The sequence below is a fragment of the Stenotrophomonas sp. SMYL41 genome, assembly GCF_036319965.1.
Lineage (GTDB): Bacteria > Pseudomonadota > Gammaproteobacteria > Xanthomonadales > Xanthomonadaceae > Stenotrophomonas > Stenotrophomonas maltophilia_R.
The window spans coordinates 17,109-32,354 of sequence record NZ_JAWIRX010000019.1; the positions used below are offsets into that span (position 1 = coordinate 17,109).

The 15,246-nt window shown below is 68.1% G+C and carries 14 protein-coding genes; 8 read left to right on the forward strand and 6 right to left on the reverse strand.

Annotated features, from left to right (window positions below):
- The first annotated feature begins 87 nt into the window (after positions 1-87).
- Complete coding sequence (locus V3B30_RS18670; RefSeq protein ID WP_262084368.1) at positions 88-972, forward strand: hypothetical protein; 885 nt, start codon at positions 88-90, stop codon at positions 970-972.
- 82 nt (positions 973-1,054) lie between these two features.
- Here V3B30_RS18670 and V3B30_RS18675 read toward each other — a convergent pair whose 3' ends face one another.
- Entirely contained in the window at positions 1,055-1,351 is a 297-nt protein-coding gene (locus V3B30_RS18675; protein WP_262084367.1) for a hypothetical protein, read from the reverse strand.
- Positions 1,352-1,521: 170 nt separating this feature from the next.
- Here V3B30_RS18675 and V3B30_RS18680 point away from each other — a divergent pair, with 170 nt between their 5' ends.
- Together V3B30_RS18680 and V3B30_RS18685 are read left to right on the forward strand one after the other, a co-directional pair.
- The gene (locus tag V3B30_RS18680; protein WP_262084366.1) at positions 1,522-2,181 is read left to right on the forward strand and encodes a decarboxylase; all 660 of its coding nucleotides are present in this window, start codon (positions 1,522-1,524) and stop codon (positions 2,179-2,181) included.
- A 68-nt stretch (positions 2,182-2,249) separates the two neighbouring features.
- Entirely contained in the window at positions 2,250-3,029 is a 780-nt protein-coding gene (locus tag V3B30_RS18685) for a CDP-diacylglycerol diphosphatase (protein ID WP_262084365.1), read from the forward strand.
- Here the strand turns inward: V3B30_RS18685 and V3B30_RS18690 are convergent.
- On the reverse strand, positions 3,026-3,661 hold the full coding sequence (locus tag V3B30_RS18690; RefSeq protein ID WP_100473087.1) for a GNAT family protein: 636 nt from the start codon (positions 3,659-3,661) through the stop codon (positions 3,026-3,028). The genes V3B30_RS18685 and V3B30_RS18690 overlap by 4 nt on opposite strands.
- A gap of 179 nt (positions 3,662-3,840) precedes the next feature.
- Here V3B30_RS18690 and V3B30_RS18695 point away from each other — a divergent pair, with 179 nt between their 5' ends.
- Positions 3,841-6,567, forward strand: a complete 2,727-nt coding sequence (locus tag V3B30_RS18695; protein WP_262084364.1) for a TonB-dependent receptor — start codon at positions 3,841-3,843, stop codon at positions 6,565-6,567.
- 80 nt (positions 6,568-6,647) lie between these two features.
- On the opposite strand, the gene V3B30_RS18700 is transcribed toward V3B30_RS18695, so the two are convergent.
- Positions 6,648-7,289: a hypothetical protein gene (locus V3B30_RS18700; protein WP_100473081.1), complete on the reverse strand. Its 642-nt coding sequence runs from the start codon at positions 7,287-7,289 to the stop codon at positions 6,648-6,650.
- A gap of 184 nt (positions 7,290-7,473) precedes the next feature.
- On the opposite strand from V3B30_RS18700, the gene V3B30_RS18705 reads away from it, so the two are divergent.
- Positions 7,474-8,634 carry an amidohydrolase family protein gene (locus tag V3B30_RS18705; RefSeq protein WP_262084363.1) on the forward strand — a complete coding sequence of 387 codons (1,161 nt, stop codon included), beginning with the start codon at positions 7,474-7,476 and terminating at the stop codon, positions 8,632-8,634.
- A 115-nt stretch (positions 8,635-8,749) separates the two neighbouring features.
- On the opposite strand, the gene V3B30_RS18710 is transcribed toward V3B30_RS18705, so the two are convergent.
- Both V3B30_RS18710 and V3B30_RS18715 read right to left on the reverse strand, forming a co-directional pair.
- The gene (locus tag V3B30_RS18710) at positions 8,750-9,187 is read right to left on the reverse strand and encodes a DUF3806 domain-containing protein (RefSeq protein ID WP_100473079.1); all 438 of its coding nucleotides are present in this window, start codon (positions 9,185-9,187) and stop codon (positions 8,750-8,752) included.
- A 125-nt stretch (positions 9,188-9,312) separates the two neighbouring features.
- Positions 9,313-10,194, reverse strand: a complete 882-nt coding sequence (locus tag V3B30_RS18715) for a LysR substrate-binding domain-containing protein (protein ID WP_100473076.1) — start codon at positions 10,192-10,194, stop codon at positions 9,313-9,315.
- Positions 10,195-10,316: 122 nt separating this feature from the next.
- Between V3B30_RS18715 and V3B30_RS18720 the strand changes: the two genes are divergently transcribed.
- Together V3B30_RS18720 and V3B30_RS18725 are read left to right on the forward strand one after the other, a co-directional pair.
- Positions 10,317-11,018 (forward strand): ankyrin repeat domain-containing protein, encoded by a 702-nt coding sequence (locus V3B30_RS18720; RefSeq protein WP_262084362.1) that lies wholly within the window; start codon positions 10,317-10,319, stop codon positions 11,016-11,018.
- A 51-nt stretch (positions 11,019-11,069) separates the two neighbouring features.
- Positions 11,070-12,527, forward strand: coding sequence for an amidohydrolase family protein (locus V3B30_RS18725; protein ID WP_262084361.1), 1,458 nt, complete (start codon positions 11,070-11,072; stop codon positions 12,525-12,527).
- 93 nt (positions 12,528-12,620) lie between these two features.
- Here V3B30_RS18725 and V3B30_RS18730 read toward each other — a convergent pair whose 3' ends face one another.
- Positions 12,621-13,550: a LysR family transcriptional regulator gene (locus tag V3B30_RS18730; protein ID WP_262084360.1), complete on the reverse strand. Its 930-nt coding sequence runs from the start codon at positions 13,548-13,550 to the stop codon at positions 12,621-12,623.
- A 93-nt stretch (positions 13,551-13,643) separates the two neighbouring features.
- Between V3B30_RS18730 and V3B30_RS18735 the strand changes: the two genes are divergently transcribed.
- Positions 13,644-14,837, forward strand: a complete 1,194-nt coding sequence (locus tag V3B30_RS18735) for an MFS transporter (protein ID WP_262084359.1) — start codon at positions 13,644-13,646, stop codon at positions 14,835-14,837.
- The last annotated feature ends 409 nt before the right edge of the window (positions 14,838-15,246 follow it).

Below are 15,246 nucleotides of genomic sequence, written 5' to 3' on the forward strand. Positions count from 1 at the left end.
GGCGCGACTCCGCAGAGGCGATGTCGGGCAGGCTCGACGCCGCCCGGGCAGCGGTTACCATCGGAATCCCATACGCAGGAGCCGCCCATGCCCACCCTCGTTGCCCGCACGACCGTGTGTGCCGTACTGCTGGCCGCCCCGATGCTGGCGCTGGCGCAGGGCTCGATCCTGCCGCAGCAGCGCGATGCCGCCGGCAATGTGATGGAGCCGCTGGGGCAGGTGCTGCAGCAGAGCGGGCAGGGCGAGGCACGCATGCAGTACTGCACTGTCGATCGTGCCTGGTGCGTGCGTGTGCAGCCGGTGGCCGAGGACGGCGATCGGCCGACGACGCTGGAAGTCGCTGAACGGGAGGCCGGCGAAAGCGAGCCGCACGTCTACCACGTCAGCATCGACGTGCCACAGGAAAGCGAGCTGTCGCTGTGGCCGTGGATCGTGCGTCTGGCGCCTGGCGTGGGCAGCGATGAGGCAGTGAGTGACCCGCGGCAGCGTGCCCGCCAGAACGTGCTGGTGGGCGGCATCGTCAAGTCCAGCGCGATGTACTCCGGTGGGGGGGCCGACGCGTCCACACTGCAGCTGGCGCGCGTGCGCCACCTGCAGGATGACATCCAGGTGGACGATGACGTGCTGACCCTGCCATGGCGGGGCAACGCGATGATCCGCGCCTGCTTCAGCGAACAGGACATGAAGCAGCGCGCAGGCGCCTGCCACGACGAATATGGGTTCTCGGCGAAGCTGGCGCTGGATACGGCCGCTGGGGGCATGCCGGTGCTGCGCTACCAGACGGTGGCGACGCGGTTCCCGGCCGGTGCCTCACGCTTCGAGGATTCTCTGGCCAAGGGGCCGCTGAAGAAGAAGGACCTGCGCACCGAGCAGGACCCGGCGTGCAGCTATACCCGCCTGTTCCGCTTCAGCAATGGGGTGTTCCACCCGGACCAGGAACTGCCGGATTGTGCGGGGTATACCGAACCCTGATCCCTGTAGAGTCAAGCCGTGCCCGACTCGCCTTTTCGGTAGAGCCGAGCGTGGGCTCGGCACTACAAAAACTGCGGGGCGCTTACTCGCAGCGGGTGGCGGTGATGATGTTGTCCTTGTCCACGTACACGCGCAGGCGGTCGTGGCGGATGTCCCGGGTGGTGATGGTGTTGGGGCCGATCGGGTTGACCAGGCCGGCGCCGCTCTCGCTGGACAGGCGGCGGATGTTGGGTTCATTGGCCGGCTGGCCGATCGCCCAGCTCAGCTGGCTGGCATCGCACTGGCCGGTGCCCTTGACCTGCGGGCCTGGGGTGCTGACACAGGCCGACAGCAGCAGGGCAGAGGCCGGCAGCAACAGGGACAGACGGAAGGCGGACATGCGAGCGCTCCTGCGCAGGGGAAGATGGCGGGAACGATAGCACCCGGCGCGCGAAAGGCGTCAGCGTCCTGGTCATTGCCGGCACAGCGTGGTCACTGCATAGTGGGAGGGTTGACTGGCAGCGCGCCAGCGGGCAGGCCGGGCCATTCCGGTGCAGGCGTTGGTACGGTATGACAGCAGGCAGTTTCCGCGACAAGGGCAGGGTGATGACGGTACTGGCAGTGTCGGTGCTGGGCGTGGCGTGTGCCGCCACCGCCGCCGAGCCGGTGCCCGCCGCCGCTGCGGAAACGCCGGTGTTCGGCGCCTGGCGCAACCTGCAGACCGAGGCCGGCTACGCGCCGGCCCAGCGCAACCTGGCCTTCGCGATGCTGCCGCAGGCTGCGACCCGTGGCGATCGATTCGCCGTTGTCGACCGTGAGGGCAAGCGCGTGGTGTGCTGCCTGCAGGTGGCCAGCCCGTCGCTGGGCGTGGCCGCGCTGCGCGAGCAGTACCACCTGCCGCAGGCCTGGGTGACCGACCTGAGCAATGGCCGCAGCCCGGCGCGTCCTTATCTGCCGCATGTCTATGCGATGCAGCGGGTGGACGAACTGGCCGACTATGGCTTCACCGATGTGCCGGGCGCCTACAGCGACCTGGGTGGGCTGCTGATTCCCGAAGGCGCCGCCCTGGAGGCCGACGGCAGTGCCGTCCTGCTGGGCGAAAACCGATATTCCCTGCATTTCCAGCGCCAGCCGCACGCCGATGACGATGGTGCGCTGGACCGCTACACCCTGCAGGGCGGCGACGGCGGGGCCCCGTTCGTGGTTGAAGTGCCGTTCGGCACTTACTGATTGCAGCACGGCACTGGCTAGAATGCAGCGCGGCGCCGTCTGCCGTGCCTGTTCCGTGAGTCGCTGCCGTGTTCCTGCGCCCCTTGCTGCTGTCGTCCCTGCTGCTGTTGTCCGCCTGCGCCAGCGCGCCGCCTCCGCCGCCGGCCCATTCCGATGCGCTGTGGCGCCTGATCGAGCGTGACTGCAAGGCGGCAGGAGGCCCGCGTGGCAGCTGCCTGCGGGTGGACACGGGCGCCGACCGCCGCGACGTGCTGGTCAAGGATGCGCACGGCGACTACCAGTTCCTGCTGATGCCGCTGGACAAGGTCAGTGGCATCGAGAGCCACGGCCTGTACCAGCGTGGGGCGCCCAACTATTTCGCGGCCGCCTGGCAGGCGCGCGGGCATACCGAACAGGCCCTGGGCCAGCCGTTGCCGCGCAACGTGGCCAGCCTGGCGCTGAATTCGCCGCATGGCCGCTCGCAGCACCAGCTGCATATCCATGTCGACTGCCTGCGCGCGGATGTGCTGCAGGCGCTGGATGCACATGCCGGTGCGCTTGGTCCGCGCTGGTCACCGTTGCCGGTACCACTGCGCGGGCATCAGTACCAGGCCTATCTGCTGCCGGGCGCAGCGCTCACCGCCAATCCGCTCAACCTGCTGGCCTACGGCCTGAGCGGGGTGGGCGACGTGGGCCAGTGGAGCCTGGTGGTGGCCGGACGCGATGACGTGCAGGGCGGCCCCGGCTTCATCCTGCTGGCCACCCGCGTGGATGCCGCCAGCGGCAACGATGCCAGCGGCGAGGAGCTGCAGGACCACGCCTGCACGGCGCTGACCGGTGCCGGTGCGGCACTGGAACGGGTGCGTTAGCCGATCCGCTGCTGGCAGCTGCGCCAGGCCGGCGCTGTAAGCGCCAGCAACTGGCGGTCATGCCATCCCTGTGCGTCCAGATGGTAGTCGCGCAGGATCCCCTCGCGGATGAATCCATGGGCCTGCAGCGCCTGCGCAAACGGGGTGGTGCAGCCTGGCGGCAGCAGCACGAAAACGCGGTGCAGGCCGACATCGTCGAACAGGAAGGGGCACAGCGCCCTCAGTGCCGCCTGCGGATGGGCGTGCCGGTGCTGCAGCGATTGCAGCTCGGCGCAGCGCGAATGCAGCGACTGCAGGCGGATATGCAGCTGGTCGTGCAGGACGCCCTGTGCGTCGTCGAACACGCCCAGCACCAGCAGGTCGTTGTCTTCCTGGAGGCGTGAACGATAGACGCTGGCGAGGAACCGCGCCTCTTCATCAATGCCATGGGGATGCCGCTGGCCACGCTGGCGACGGTCGTCGAAGGCGCGCCAGCGTGGCAGGTCGGTGCGCTGGAACGAACGCAGGGTGATGGGCGTGGCCTGGAGGTGCAGCAAGTGGCGGCGCAGGACGGGGCGTAGCGAAGCGAAGGGGGTGGAAGGGGCGCTGTTGGTCATCCCGGCACGATGCGCATCGCGGAGGCGCCAGGCCATGCAATTCATTGCAAAAAACGTGGCGGTGCCGGGAACGGGTCTGATTCAGTTCAGGCATAACGCCATCAGGGCTGGTCATTTCCGTTGAAACCACCCATTCAGGACACTTTCGTTACGGGATCGTTATGTGCCGCACAGGCACTGGCCCCGTACTGCCGCCCACTCCCCCCAGGAAGCCCATGTCCGCCTCCCCCAAGGCGATGCGCCCGCGTCCGCTGGTGCTCGCGCTGTCGTCCCTGATGCTGGTCCCGCTGCCGGCCTTCGCGCAGGAAAGCGCTCCCACCACACTGCAGGAAGTGAAGGTCACCGGCTCGCGCATTCCACGTGCCAGTGTCGAGGGGCCATCGCCGGTGACGGTGATCAGCCGTGAGCAGATCGACGCGCAGGGTTACCGCAACGCCTTCGACGCCCTGAGTGCACTGACCGAGAACACCGGCAACGTGCAGGGCGAGGACTTCGGCAATACGTTCACGCCGGCCGCCAACACCATCAACCTGCGCGGGCTGGGCCCGAACCGCACGCTGGTGCTGGTCAACGGCCGCCGCCAGGCCGATTACCCGCTGGCCTACGAAGGCTCGGTGAACGTGGTCAACCTGGCCAACATCCCCAGTGCGCTGATCGAGCGCATCGAGGTGCTGGCTGCGGGCGCGTCAGCGGTGTATGGCTCCGACGCCATTGCCGGTGTGGTCAACATCATCCTCAAGGACCGTTTCGAGGGCGTCGACGTGAACGTGCGCGCCGGTGGCACCCAGCAGGGCGGCGGTGACAACCAGCGCGTGCAGGTGGTCGGCGGCACGTCCGGCGAACGCTGGGACGGCCTGTTTGGTTTCGAGTTCGATGTGCGCAAGGCGATCCACGCGCGCCAGCGCGACTTCATGGATTCACTGGACGATGATCCGGCCGGCAAGGCACCGCAGGCAACGGCGATTGCCTATCGGCGCAACGCGGCTACCGGGCGCAACATCGATCCGGGCGTCAATGGCTGCGACGGGGCGTCCGGCATCTACGGCGGCAGCGTGTTCCGTGCCAACAACCCGCGCCAGGGGTGGTACTGCGGCAGCAACGAGGCAGCGGCCAGCTACTGGACCGTGCAGACCGAGAAGCGCAACCTCAATGGCTATGGCCTGTTGACCTTCCATCTGGACGAGCACACCGACCTGTTCGCCGACCTGGCGGTGGGCAGTGCGCGCATCAGCAACAATACCCGCGCCCCGACCTGGACGTCATCGCGCAACTACTTCTACAACCAGAACACCGGCAACCTGGAGAGCTGGTACCGCCGGTTCGCGCCGGAAGAGATCGGTGGCCTGCCGCGCAACGCCAACCGGTTCCTGGAGAACTCGTGGTCGTTCAACGTGGGCGCGCGCGGCCAGATCGGCGACAGCGGCTGGGATTATGAAGCGGTCTACAGCCGGTCCCGCTACGAGAACCGCACCCGGCGCCCGGTGCTGCTGGCCGGCATCAACGAGTACCTGCTCGGCCCGCAACGGGGCGTGCGCAACGGCGTGGAGGTCTACGCGCCGGATCCGTCGCGGCTGTTCCAGCCGCTGACGCCTCAGGAATACGGCCGCCTGTCCGGCTACCAGGAAAGCCGCAACGCGGCATGGCTGCAGGCCTTCAGCGCCAGCGTCAACGGCCGCCTGTTCGCACTGCCGGGCGGTGACGCTGCGCTGGCGGCGGTGGTCGAGGCCGGCAGCCAGGGCTACCGCAACCGCCCGGACCCGCGGCTGGGCACCGGCGAGTTCTGGAATACCAGCGCCGGTATCGGTGCCGGCGGTGATCGTGACCGCTATGCAGCCGGCGTGGAGCTGCAGTTGCCGCTGCTGCAATCGCTGACCACCACGCTGGCCGGCCGCTACGACCAGTACCGCGCCGGCGGCGAGCACATCGGCAAGGCGACCTGGAGCTTCGGTGTCGAGTTCCGCCCGATCGAGAGCCTGTTGATCCGCGGCTCTGCTGCGACCAGCTTCCGTGCGCCGGACATGAACTACGTGTTCGCCACCGAGACCCGCGGCTACAACCCGGGCATGACCGACTACTGGCGCTGCCGCACCGCAGGCCAGTCGTACGACAACTGCGACTACAACGGCCTGTCGATCGACTACAGCAACCGTGCCAACGCGCAGCTGCAGCCGGAAACCGCGAAGTCCTATGGTTTCGGCGTGGTCTGGTCGCCGCTGTCCGGGCTGGATTTCAGTGCCGACTACTACGACATCCGCATCGACAACGAGGTGACCAGCCTCGACACCAGCCGCATCCTGCGTGACGAGGCCGATTGCCGCCTGGGCCGCACGCTGGGCGGCGAAGCACGCGACATCGGTTCGCCATTGTGCCAGGACGCGCTGTCGCGGGTGATCCGCAATCCGTCCACTGCCACGGTGCAGCCGGACCAGGTGACCCGCGTGCTGATCAACCCGATCAACGCGGCCTCCGAATCGGTGCGTGGCCTGGACCTGAAGGGCAACTGGCGCTTCGATGCCGGCCGCTATGGCCGCTTCACCACGCGCCTGGCCTATACCGTGGTGCTGGAGCACACGTACCGCCAGTTCTCCGATGATCCGGAGCGTGACATCCGCAATTCGCTGGATGACTACCAGTGGCGCAGCAAGGCCAACGGCAGCATCACCTGGAACCAGGGTGACTGGACCACCACGCTGTATGGCAACCGCTTCGGTTCGCTGCCGAAGACCGATGGCAGTGGCCGCATCGCGCCGTACATGACCTACAACGCCAGTGTGTTCCGCCAGTTCGGCGAGAATCTGTCGGTGGGTGTGATCGTCAACAACCTGCGTGACAGCCGCCCGCCGGCGGACAGGAACGGAGGTGGCTGGCCGTTCTATCCGGTCGGCAACTATGACCCGTATGGCCGCCAGTACTGGCTGCAGCTGGACTACCGGTTCCGCTGATCCGGCACGCAAGCAGAAGGCCCGGCACTGCCGGGCCTTCAGTTGTCTCGATGTGCGGTTCTGCTGCGCCCGCTCGGCGCCTAGGGCAGCGCCTGCTGCAGGTACGACTCGATGACGTAGCTGAAGGGCTGCTGCTGGCGGTCGCGCAGCAGGGCGCGCACTTCCAGGATCACGCCATGGTCGCCGTCGCCACGCGGCGGCCAGAACGTCTGGTCGGCCAGTGTCTGGCGCTGGAAGCCGAGCGGACCGACCACGCGGCCGAAGGGTTCGTCGGTGCTGTCCAGCACCTGGTTCATGGCCGGACTGAGATGGCCGGGCAGGTACCAGTTGTCGGCCTCGGACAACACGCGGCTGCCGCAGACCAGCTGTACGCGGCGATAGCGCAGGTCGGTGCCGGGCTTCGCGCCCAATGCCTGCAGCACGTCGGCCGGCACCGGCTTGTCCTGGCCGTGCACGCGCACCGCGCGTACCCGTGCCTGTTCGGCCAGGCCGTGCTCGGCGCACCAGTGTTCCAGGGTGGCGGTGGCACTCTGACCGGACAGCACGCGCTGGTGCAGCCGCTCGACCAGCGCCGCCGGGGCGATGCGCTGTTGGCCAGGCGGCGCCTGCAGCGGCGCGGTGGCGGCGGCATCAGTGGCGGACAGGCTGGCGATCGGGGCAGCAGCCAGCAGGGACGCGGCCTGCCAGCGGCGGAGACGATCGTGGCGGTCGGACGGGCCCATGCGGCATCACAGCGGAAACAGGTGCCTATGGTACCCGTTCAGGCGTGTGCACGGCGTGGCTGCGACCGGTGGTCGCGGCGGCATTCATCGTTCTGATGAATGTGTGGCATCCAGATATTTCGTTGGCCGATGGCGGTGCCGGCGCGCAGGATGGCGCCATGACTTGGCTTTCCGGGAGTTTCCGATGACCCTGCAGTTCATCCACGGCGGCGTCGACCGCCACGGCGCACCGCTGCATTTCCATATCCGTGATGGCCGCATCAGCGGGCTCAATGGCGATGCCCGGCCCGCCGATGGGGCAGAAAGCGTCGACCTGCAGGGCTTCGCGGTGCTGCCCGGCCTGGTTGACGGCCACATCCACCTGGACAAAAGCTTCGTCGGCGACCGTTGGCACCCGCACCAGCCGGTGAACAGCCTGCGTGAACGGTTGGCGGTGGAAAAGGCCGCGGTGGCGGGTGCCGCACCGATGGTGGAACGCGCCGAGGCATTGCTCCGCCAGTGCAGCGGCTTCGGCACCGTGGCGATGCGCTGTCACGTCGACATCGACGGCAGCACCGGCCTGCGCCACCTCGACGCGGTGCGCGAGGCGGCGTTGCGCTGTGCCGACATCATGCGCATCCAGCTGGTGGCGTTCCCGCAGGCCGGGGTGATGTCCTGCGCGGGCACCGCCGCGGTACTCGAGCAGGCCATTGCAGCGGGCGTGGAGGTGCTCGGTGGCATCGACCCGACCACCCTGGATGGCGATGCCGAAGGTCAACTGGCGCTGCTGTTCGGCCTGGCCGAGCGCTATGGCGTGCAGCTGGACATCCACCTGCATGAGCCCGGCGAAACCGGCCTGGCCCAGTTGCTGCGCATCGCGGCGCGCACGCGGGCTGCCGGGCTGCAGGGGCGGGTGGCGGTCAGCCATGCCTATGCGCTGGGGGAGGTGCCGCTGGCGCGTGCGCTGCAGGTGGGCGAGGCGCTGGCGACGGCGGGCGTGGCGATCATGAGCAATGCCCCGGGCGACCATCCGTTCCCGCCGCTGCGCGCACTGCATGATGCCGGCGTGCGCGTGTTCGCCGGCAACGACAACATCCGCGACTGCTGGTGGCCGTACGGCAACGGCGATCTGCTGCAGCGGGCGATGCTGCTGGGGTACCGCTCGGGCTTCTACACCGATGCCGACCTGATGCTGGCGCTGGACATGGTGACCACCCATGCCGCGCAGGTGATCGGGCTGCCACAGTACGGCCTTGCAGAAGGACATCCGGCCACCTTCGTGGCGGTGCGTGCCGACCACGGTCCGGCGGCCGTGGCTGCAGTGCCGGTGGAACGACGCGTGGTGGTGGACGGCCGCTGGCTGTAGATCCACGCCGTGCGTGGATGACTGTGGCCGCGCGGTGGTTCCATCCACGCATGGCGTGGATCTACCCATCACGCCACGCCGGTTCCGATTGCGCCGAGCCATGCTCGGCGGCTGTTCAGGCGTAATCGTCGGCGCGGGTAGCGACGAACTCTTCCAGCCACGCCAGCAGGTGGGCGATATCGATGACCTCACCCTGTTCGACGCGCTTGAGCAGCAGTGTGCTGGCGCCGATCTGCAGGCTGCTGTCGGCGTAGCGCAGCACCGCGTCGATGCCCCAGGCATCGGTGACCTGCATCCAGGCCAGGCCGGGCACGCGCTGGGCCAGGGTATCGCCGAACGCCACGCCCAGTGCTTCCCAGCCGTCGCAGTCGTCATGATCGATCAGCTCGGCATCGACCACGCGCTGCAGCGTGGTGGCCGCCAGCGGCCACTGCACCGGCAGCGCCGGGAAGCCGACGGCCACGCGCGCGGCGATCAGCGATCGCTGGTGCTGCAGGTGCGCCTGCAGGGCGGCGGGCAGGGGATCGAAGCGGGTGGGGATTTCGCCGGACATGCTGCATCGGGTGCGGGATCAGCGGGCACTCTACGGGGCGATGCTGCCCGCCATGCGGCCGGATTGACCATATGTCGATGCTTGATGCGCGAACAGCATCCACGCATGGCGCGGATCTACCGTGGTCAGTCCGGCTCGCGCTGTACCTGCCGCCACAACTCGCTGGCAAGAGCACGCACCGCATCGTCGGCGTCCGCACGATGCAGCAGGCCGATCTCGTAGTTGTCGATCACCGGCAGGTCGCGCTCGCCATCGATGATGCGGTGTTCGCGGGTGACCGCACGGCGCGGCAGCAGGCTGATGCCGATGCCATCGGCCACCGCGCCCTGGATGCCGCTGAGCGAGGAACTGGTGAAGGCGATGCGCCAGCGCAGGCCGAGTGCCTCCACGGCGTGGATCATCTCATCGCGGTACAGCCCGCGCGGCGGGAAGGTGACCAGCGGCAAAGGGTCCTGCAGCAGGCAGCTGCTGCGCAGGCTGTCGATCCAGTGCATCGGCTCGCGTCGGCAGTGCACCGCCTGGCGGGTGTTGCGGCGTTGCTTGACCAGCACGAGATCCAGCTCGCCGTGGTCGAAGCCGTGCGCCAGGTCACGGCTGAGGCCGCTGCTGATCTCCAGCTTCACCTGCGGGTGGCGACGGCTGAAGGCGGCCAGCATGCGCGTGGTCTGCGCGTTGACGAAATCCTCGGGCACGCCGATGCGGACGGCGGTTTCCACGGTGGCGCCCGCCAGCGCCTGCGCCATTTCCTCGTTCAGGTCGAGCATGCGCCGCGCGTAGCCAAGAAGGGTATGGCCGGCGTCGGTGGGGTGCACGTCGCGGTGGCCGCGTTCGAGCAGGCGATGCCCGGCCAGCGCCTCCAGCCGGCGCACCTTCTGGCTGACCGTGGACTGGGTCGAATGCAGGCGCGTTGCCGCCGTGGTGAAGCTGCCGCAGTCGGCCACCATCACCAGCGCCCGCAGCAGGTCCAGTTCGAACAGGGTTCTATTCGATTTGGCACTGTCTTGCATTTGAACATTTCACTTCTGGATACCCAGGCCGACTTCTACCATGCAGGGCAGGGGCCGGCAATGTCCGGCCGTTGCTACCGTCACGCGGTGATCCGTGCTGATGGACAGGAGGAGACACCGTCATGCGCTTCCATCGTTCGCTTCGCTGGCCCACGCCGTTTGCGCGCGTGCTGCTGTTGTTCCTGCTGGCCATGGTCACCCCGGCCTGTACGGCCACGTCCCGGGCCGATGCGGATGCGCGCCTGCGTGATGCTGCCAGCCGCGGCGATGCCGAGGCGGTGCGCGGGGCGCTGGAAGACGGCGCCGATCTGGAGGCGCGCGACGGCCAGGGCCGCACCGCGCTGCTGCTGGCCACGCACGGCAACAACGTGGATGCCGCGCGTGAGCTGATCGAAGCCGGCGCCGACGTCAATGCCAAGGATGCGTTGCAGGACAGCGCCTACCTGTACGCCGGTGCGCGCGGCCTGGACGAGATCCTGGCGATGACGCTGGCGCACGGCGCCGATCTGCGCAGCACCAACCGCTACGGCGGCACCGCCTTGATTCCCGCCGCCGAGCGTGGCCACGTTGCCACCGTGCGCACGCTGCTGCGCGCGGGCGTGGCGGTGGACCATGTCAATCGGCTGCACTGGACCGCGCTGCTGGAAGCGATCCTGCTCGGCGATGGCGGCGCGCGCCACGTGCAGATCGTGCAGCTGCTGCTGGAGGCTGGTGCCGACCCGGAGCTGGCCGACGGCGATGGCGTGACGCCGCTGGCACACGCGCGCCAGCGCGGCTATACCGGAATTGAAACCCTGCTGCGCCAGCACGGCGCGGTGCGCTGAACCGCAACCCCTTCCACCCGCACGCTGGGCGTGCCCATCAGGATGCTGTCCATGTTCCGTTCCCGTCCGTTGTCCCTTGCCATCCTTCTCGCGGTGACTCCGTTGTCGGCCTCCGCTGCCGAGCGCGCCGACCTGCTGATCCGCAATGCCACCGTGGTCGATGTCGAGCACGCCAACACCCTGGCCGGGCAGAGCGTGGTGATCCGTGGCGAGGACATCGTCGCCGTCGGCCCGGACGCGCAGCTGCGCAGCCAGTGGAGTACGGCCCGCCAGATCGATGCCAAGGGCAAGTACCTGATTCCGGGCCTGTGGGACATGCATGTGCACTTTGGTGGTGGCCCGGCGCTGATCGAAGAGAACAAGGCGCTGCTGCCGCTGTACATCGCGCACGGCATCACCACGGTGCGCGATTGCTCCGGTGATCTTCCCGAACAGGTGCTGCAATGGCGCGGTGAGATCGCCAAGGGCACGCTGTTCGGCCCGCGCCTGCTCAGCTCCGGCGCGAAGATCGAAGGCATCAAGCCGGTCTGGAAAGGCACGATCGAGGTGGGCAGCGAGGCCGACGTCGACCAGGCGATCACCCGCCTGCAGCACGACAAGGTCGATTTCGTGAAGATCACCGACAGCACGTTGAAGCCGGAATTGTTCCTGTACTCGGCCAGTGCCGCGCGCAAGGCCGGCTTCAAGGCGTCGGGCCACATTCCGATGGCGCTGACCGTGGAGCAGGCGGTCGATGCAGGCCTGGCCTCGATCGAGCATCTGGACTACGCATTCAAGGCCGGCAGCAAGGACGAAGCGCAGATCGCCGCCGACTTTGGTGCCGGCCGCATCGACCGCGCCGAAGCCAACCGGCGCCTCGACGCCAGCTTCGACCGCGATACCGCGATGCATGCCTACCGCGATTTCGCAAAGCGCGGCGTATTCGTGACCCCGACCCTCAACGGTGGCCGCATCCTCGACTTCCTCGACCAGGATGACCACGCCAACGATCCGTACCTGGCCTACATCGGCCCGGGCCTGCGCGCGACCTACCAGTGGCGCGTCGACCGTGCCGCCAAGGCAACGCCAGCGCAGATCGAAGCGCGCCACGCGCAGTACCACCAGGTGGCGGCGGTGCTGCCGATGCTGCAGGAAGCCGGCGTGACAATCATCGCCGGCACCGATGCGGGTTTCCTCAATTCGTTCAATTTCCCGGGCATCGCCCTGCACCAGGAACTGCAATTGTTCGTGAAGGAAGGCCTGAGCGCACCGCAGGCGCTGTCGGCTGCAACCCGTTCCGGCCCGGCCTGGTTCGGCCAGATGGACCGCTACGGTGGTGTCGCGCAGGGCAAGGCCGCCGATCTGGTTCTGCTGACTGCCAATCCGCTGCAGGACATTGCCGCCACCGAAAAGATCGACAGCGTGATCCTGCGCGGCAACGTGTATGACCGCGCCGCACTGGACAAGATGCTGGCCGACACCAAGGCCAAGGTCGCGGCCTGGAATGCCGAGGCGGCGAAGGCGCAATGATCGACAGGGTCCGATCCCTTCCCACCGGGAAGGGCCCTGACCCTGTGGCCTCGAACGGAATCCACGCCATGCGTGGATGATGCGGCCGGGGACCTAGCGCGACGCCGGCCGCATCCCATGCAGCTGAGGCAGCGAGGCCTTCATCGCATCGATGAAGGCGCGCAGCCGCGGCGGCTGCTGGCGCGCGGCGGGAAATACCACGTGTACCGGCAGTGCCGGTGCCTGCCAGTCCGGCAGCAGCTGCACCAGCCGCCCGTGTGCGATGTCCTCGGCCACCAGCCAGGCCGAGACCACCGCTGCGCCCAGCCCGGCACATGCGGCCTGTTGCACCACGAACAGGTTGTCGCTGAGCAGGCGCGGGCTGATCGACAGCGTATGCGCGCGCCCCTGTGCGTCATGCAGCAGCAAGCGTTCGCGGTAGTAGGTGGCCAGTGAGATCCACGGCAGTGCCTGCGCTTGTTCTGGTGTGCTGATCGCGGTAGTCTGCACCAGTGTGGGCGCAGCCACGACGATGCGCGGTACTTCGGCAAGCGGCAGCGCGACCATGCGCGGTTCGTCGACTGGGCCCACCCGCACCGCGCAGTCGATGCCTTCTGCGATGAAGTCCGGGCGCCGATCTTCCAGGATCCACTCCAGGCTCAGCTGCGGGTGTTTGGCGAGGAACGCGAGCATGGTCGGCAGCAGCTGCGCCTGGCCGAACGCGTGCGGCACCATCACCCGCAGGCGTCCGCGCAGCGTTTCCGGTTCGCCATGCAGTTCGGCCTGCAGTGACTCCCATTCGTCCACGACCCGTTGCGCATGGCGCTGGCAGCGCAGGCCATCTTCGGTCAGCTGCAGGCCGTGGGTGGAGCGCTGCAGCAGGCGCAGGCCGAGCTGCCGCTCCAGGGCCTGCAGGCGGCGACTGACCGTCGGCTGGGTGGTGCCCAGCTGCACGGCTGCGGCAGACAGGCTGCCGGCATCGACGATGCGCAGAAAGGTGCGCAGCAGATCCAGGCGATCCGCACCGGTAGCAAAGTCATTCATGCGTGCGACGTATGGAGAGTATGCAATGAAGCCTACTACAGACGTCATGCGAATACCGGCAGGATACGCCCACTTCCTCCACCGGACTCCCCCATGTCTACCCCCTCGCTGTCCGTCGCCGCCGCACCCACGACCGCACCCTCCACTCCGCTGGTGCTGGCGATGGCGGCCGGCGCCGGTTTCTCGGTCGCTTCGCTCTATTACAGCCAGCCGATGCTGGGCCTGATCGCCCAGGACCTCGGCGCCGGTGAGCGCGCCGCCGGCCTGGTACCGACCTTGACCCAACTGGGGTATGCGCTGGGCATCCTGCTGCTGGCACCGCTGGGTGACCGTTTCGACCGGCGTCACCTGATTCTGTTGAAGTCCGCGTTGCTGGCACTGGCACTGGGCGCCGCAGCGATGGCCGGGCACCTGCCGGGCCTGCTGATGGCCAGCCTGCTGGTCGGGCTGATGGCCACGCTGGCACAGGACATCGTGCCGGCCGCTGCGGTGCTGGCGCCGGATGCACAGCGCGGCCAGATCGTCGGCCGGGTGATGACCGGCCTGCTGCTCGGCATCCTGCTGTCACGGGTGGTCAGTGGCGTAGTGGCCGAGGCGTGGGGCTGGCGAACCCAGTTCGTGCTGGCCGCGGTCTCGGTGGCGGCGATGGGCGCGGTGATGGCGCGGGCGCTGCCACGCTTCGCACCGACCAGCACGCTGCGCTATCCGGCATTGTTGGGTTCGTTGTTGGCGTTGTGGCGCGAGCAGCCGCAGCTGCGCCGTGCGGTGACCAGCCAGTCGTTGCTGGCGGTCGGCTTCAGCGCGTTCTGGTCGACACTGGCGCTGATGCTGCATGCACGCCTGGGCCTGGGCAGTGCGGCGGCGGGTGCGTTCGGTATTGCGGGTGCGGCCGGTGCACTGGCTGCGCCGTTTGCGGGTCGATTCGCCGATCGCTTGGGTTGCCACGCAGTGGCGCGGCTGGCGATCGCGGTGGCGCTGCTGGGCTTCGGCCTGTTGCTGGCCGAAACCTGGTTGCCGGCCGCCGCGCTGCTGCCGCTGCTGGTGGTGAGTGCGCTGCTGTTCGACTTCGGTTTCCAGTCGGCGCTGGTGGCGCACCAGACGCTGGTCTACGGCCTGGTGCCGCCGGCACGCAGCCGGCTCAATGCGCTGCTGTTCACGGGCATGTTCATCGGCATGGCCGCCGGTGGTGCGCTGGGCAGCCTGGCGCTGGCGCAGTGGGGGTGGCACGGCGTGGCCTGGCTGGCGGTGGTGTGCGCGGGCGGCAGCCTGCTGCTGCGTTTGAAGTAAAGGGGAATGTTTGGCAGGGCTTGCAGCCCCGCATCTGCTGGAAGCTGGAGCAACAGCAACAGCAACAGCAACAGCAACAGCAAAAGCCGGCTGTCCGTGGGATGGCGGGGTAGGTCCGGTTGCGGGGGACGCCGTAAATACGTCCATGTAGGCTCGGTCGCGCCATCCATGGCGCTCACGCCCCCGCAACCGGACCCACCCGCCTTCGAAAGTTTTCTGCGATCTGTCGGAACGGCTCTTGGGGTCAGATCCGTTTTCCGAAGGAAAACGGATCTGACCCACGGTGTATTTCGATATCTGACAGCTTTCATCCACGCATGGCGCGGATCTGGGGCGGTGTCGGAGTGCGGGGTGTCCGCGGCATGGATGCCGCGGCCAAGCCCCCAAGGATGGGTTTACGGCGTCCCCG

Coding starts and splice junctions, on each gene's coding strand:
- V3B30_RS18680 (WP_262084366.1), top strand. CDS start 1,522: ATGACAGCAGGCAGTTTCCGCGACAAGGGCAGGGTGATGACGGTACTG.
- V3B30_RS18690 (WP_100473087.1), bottom strand. CDS start 3,661: ATGGCCTGGCGCCTCCGCGATGCGCATCGTGCCGGGATGACCAACAGC.
- V3B30_RS18725 (WP_262084361.1), top strand. CDS start 11,070: ATGTTCCGTTCCCGTCCGTTGTCCCTTGCCATCCTTCTCGCGGTGACT.
- V3B30_RS18695 (WP_262084364.1), top strand. CDS start 3,841: ATGTCCGCCTCCCCCAAGGCGATGCGCCCGCGTCCGCTGGTGCTCGCG.
- V3B30_RS18710 (WP_100473079.1), bottom strand. CDS start 9,187: ATGTCCGGCGAAATCCCCACCCGCTTCGATCCCCTGCCCGCCGCCCTG.
- V3B30_RS18730 (WP_262084360.1), bottom strand. CDS start 13,550: ATGAATGACTTTGCTACCGGTGCGGATCGCCTGGATCTGCTGCGCACC.
- V3B30_RS18720 (WP_262084362.1), top strand. CDS start 10,317: ATGCGCTTCCATCGTTCGCTTCGCTGGCCCACGCCGTTTGCGCGCGTG.
- V3B30_RS18670 (WP_262084368.1), top strand. CDS start 88: ATGCCCACCCTCGTTGCCCGCACGACCGTGTGTGCCGTACTGCTGGCC.
- V3B30_RS18715 (WP_100473076.1), bottom strand. CDS start 10,194: ATGCAAGACAGTGCCAAATCGAATAGAACCCTGTTCGAACTGGACCTG.
- V3B30_RS18705 (WP_262084363.1), top strand. CDS start 7,474: ATGACCCTGCAGTTCATCCACGGCGGCGTCGACCGCCACGGCGCACCG.
- V3B30_RS18735 (WP_262084359.1), top strand. CDS start 13,644: ATGTCTACCCCCTCGCTGTCCGTCGCCGCCGCACCCACGACCGCACCC.
- V3B30_RS18700 (WP_100473081.1), bottom strand. CDS start 7,289: ATGGGCCCGTCCGACCGCCACGATCGTCTCCGCCGCTGGCAGGCCGCG.
- V3B30_RS18675 (WP_262084367.1), bottom strand. CDS start 1,351: ATGTCCGCCTTCCGTCTGTCCCTGTTGCTGCCGGCCTCTGCCCTGCTG.